The organism is Citrobacter sp. wls613 (genome assembly GCF_005281195.1).
Lineage (GTDB): Bacteria > Pseudomonadota > Gammaproteobacteria > Enterobacterales > Enterobacteriaceae > Citrobacter > Citrobacter gillenii.
Genome location: NZ_SZXN01000019.1, coordinates 11,448 through 13,642, shown reverse-complemented (window position 1 = coordinate 13,642; position 2,195 = coordinate 11,448). Strand labels below are relative to the sequence as shown.

Genomic DNA, 2,195 nt, shown 5'->3' with positions numbered 1-2,195 from the left:
GTGTTCACCACGCTGCGTTGCAGCGTGGTGTTTACCCAGCGGGTAAAGAGAATGCCGTCTTCCAGCACCGGCGTGCCGTTGTCATTCATGCCGCGGCCCAGCTCGGTAATTTTGCGGTTCAGCTCCACCTCGCGAGAGAACTGGTCGCTGTACACGCCGTAGATGGCGGGCAGGATAAACAGACCCGGCGAATACGGCTGATCGAGCGACAGCTCGTAGTTGGTGTAGTAGCTCGGGAAGTGCTGATCGCCTGTGCGTACCGACTGCGGCGGCGTCACGCCGTGAATAACGATGGTCAGCTGCGCCTGGCTGGTATTGCCGTCGGCGTCGGTAATGGTGTAAGTGAACACCTCGCTCAGGGTGGCGTTGGCGTCCAGCGACGCCACGCGGCTGTTGCTGCGGTTCAGCACATAGCTGTAGTTGCCGCGGGCGTCGAGCGTCAGGGCGCCGAACTCGCCCAGGCTTACGCCGCCGACCGCGCCCGCGCGGTTGAGGTTCACGGAGGAAATCGCGCTCACCGGGCCGCCCGCCGCGGCGCCGTCTGCGCCGATAGCGTCGTTGCTAAAGACGTTGCCCGACGCCGCCTGCTGGCCGCGATCCTGGTCGATGCTGTTGTCGTCCGCTGCCGCGACCGGCGCGTCGTTGAGAATATTGACGCGCAGCAGGCCCGGCGCGCGGGTCTGCTGGCCGTTGACGGAGAACCGAATCTCTTCGCGGGTGGTGGATTCGCCCGGCTGGTTAACCGCCTGGGTCAGCGTGAAGCGGTATTGCAGCGTCGCGCGGCCTTCGCCGTCCACCTGGAAACCGGTGAGCGACAGCACGCCGTCCGGCGTTGCGATATCCACTGGCGCCTGGGCGCTCAGCGCCTGGAGCTGCGCAAGCGTCAGGGTCTGGCCGCCAATGGTCAGGCTTTCCACCGGCTCCAGCGACAGTACGGCCATCGCGCCCGTGGTGGTTTGCGCGCCGCTGGCCGTATCGACCAGACCTGCCTCTTTCACCCACGCCTCGGCTACGGGGTTCACCAGCAGGCGCAGTTCGCCCGTGGCGGTGCCGCCGTCGTTGCCGTCGCTCAGGGTGTAGTTCAACACTGGCGTAAAGCCGGACCAGCCGCTTGCCGGGGTAAACAGATAGCTGCCGTCGCGGTTAACCACCAGCGTGCCCTGGCCCGGGATCGTAATGATGTCCCCCGGCGCGTAGGTCGCGCCGCCGACGGTGATCTCCGCCACGTGCAGCGGGTCGCTGTCCGCGTCGCGGTCGTTGGTCAGCAGATTGCCGCTGACCGGCGTTTCCGGCAGGGTGCTCGCTTTATCCGCCACCGCGACCGGCGGGGTGTTGGTGACCTCAAGCGTGACCTGGGCGGTTTCGGTGACGCCGCCGCTGGTGACGGTATAGGTGAAGGTATCCTGGCCGACATAACCCGTATTCGGCTGGTAGACCACCTTGCCGTTTTCAATGGTCACCGTGCCGTGCGCGCCGTTGGTGACGCCGGTAATAGCGCGGTCGGCGTTACTGAAGCTGTCGTTGCCGAGCGCGTCAACGGTGACCGGGTCGCCTGCATGGGTGGTGGCGCGGTCATCTTTCACATCCACGACCGGCGTAACGGTGATAACGAGCAACGCGGTAGCGGTGCCGCCGTCGTTGCCGTCGCTGACCGTATAGGTCACCACCGGCGCCGTGCCGTTCCAGTCGGCGACTGGCGTGAAGCGGTAGCTGCCGTCGCGGTTAACGGTCAGCGCGCCGACGCCCGCCAGCTGGACGGTGTCGCCCGGCTGAGCAGTCTGGCCGCCGACGGTAAAGCCCGCAATGTGCAGCGGGTCGCCGTCCGGGTCGCGGTCGTTGGTCAGCAGTTCGCCGCCAATAGCGGTGTCTTCCGGCGTGGTGACGATTTCACCGTCGGCCACCGGCACGGTATTGGTCATCACGACGCTCACGGCGGCGGTTTCGGTGACGCCGCCGCTGGTGACGGTATAGGTGAAGGTGTCCTGGCCGACGTAGCCCGCGTTTGGCGTATAAACCAGCTGCCCGTTTTCAATAGCGACGGAGCCGTGCGCGCCCTGGGTCACGCCGGTAATGGCCTGGTCCGGGTTAACGAAGCGGTCGTTGCCGATCGCATCAATCGTCACCGGCACGCCTGCGTGGGTGGTGGCGCTGTCATCTTTCACGTCCGCTACCGGGGTGACGGTGATGGCGAGCGT

1 protein-coding gene is annotated in these 2,195 nt (G+C 66.0%); it reads right to left on the bottom strand.

Annotation, left to right across the window (positions count from 1 at the left end):
- Positions 1-2,195 (bottom strand): Ig-like domain-containing protein (locus FDX01_RS23325; RefSeq protein WP_249360853.1); only part of this gene is annotated, 2,195 nt, incomplete at both ends.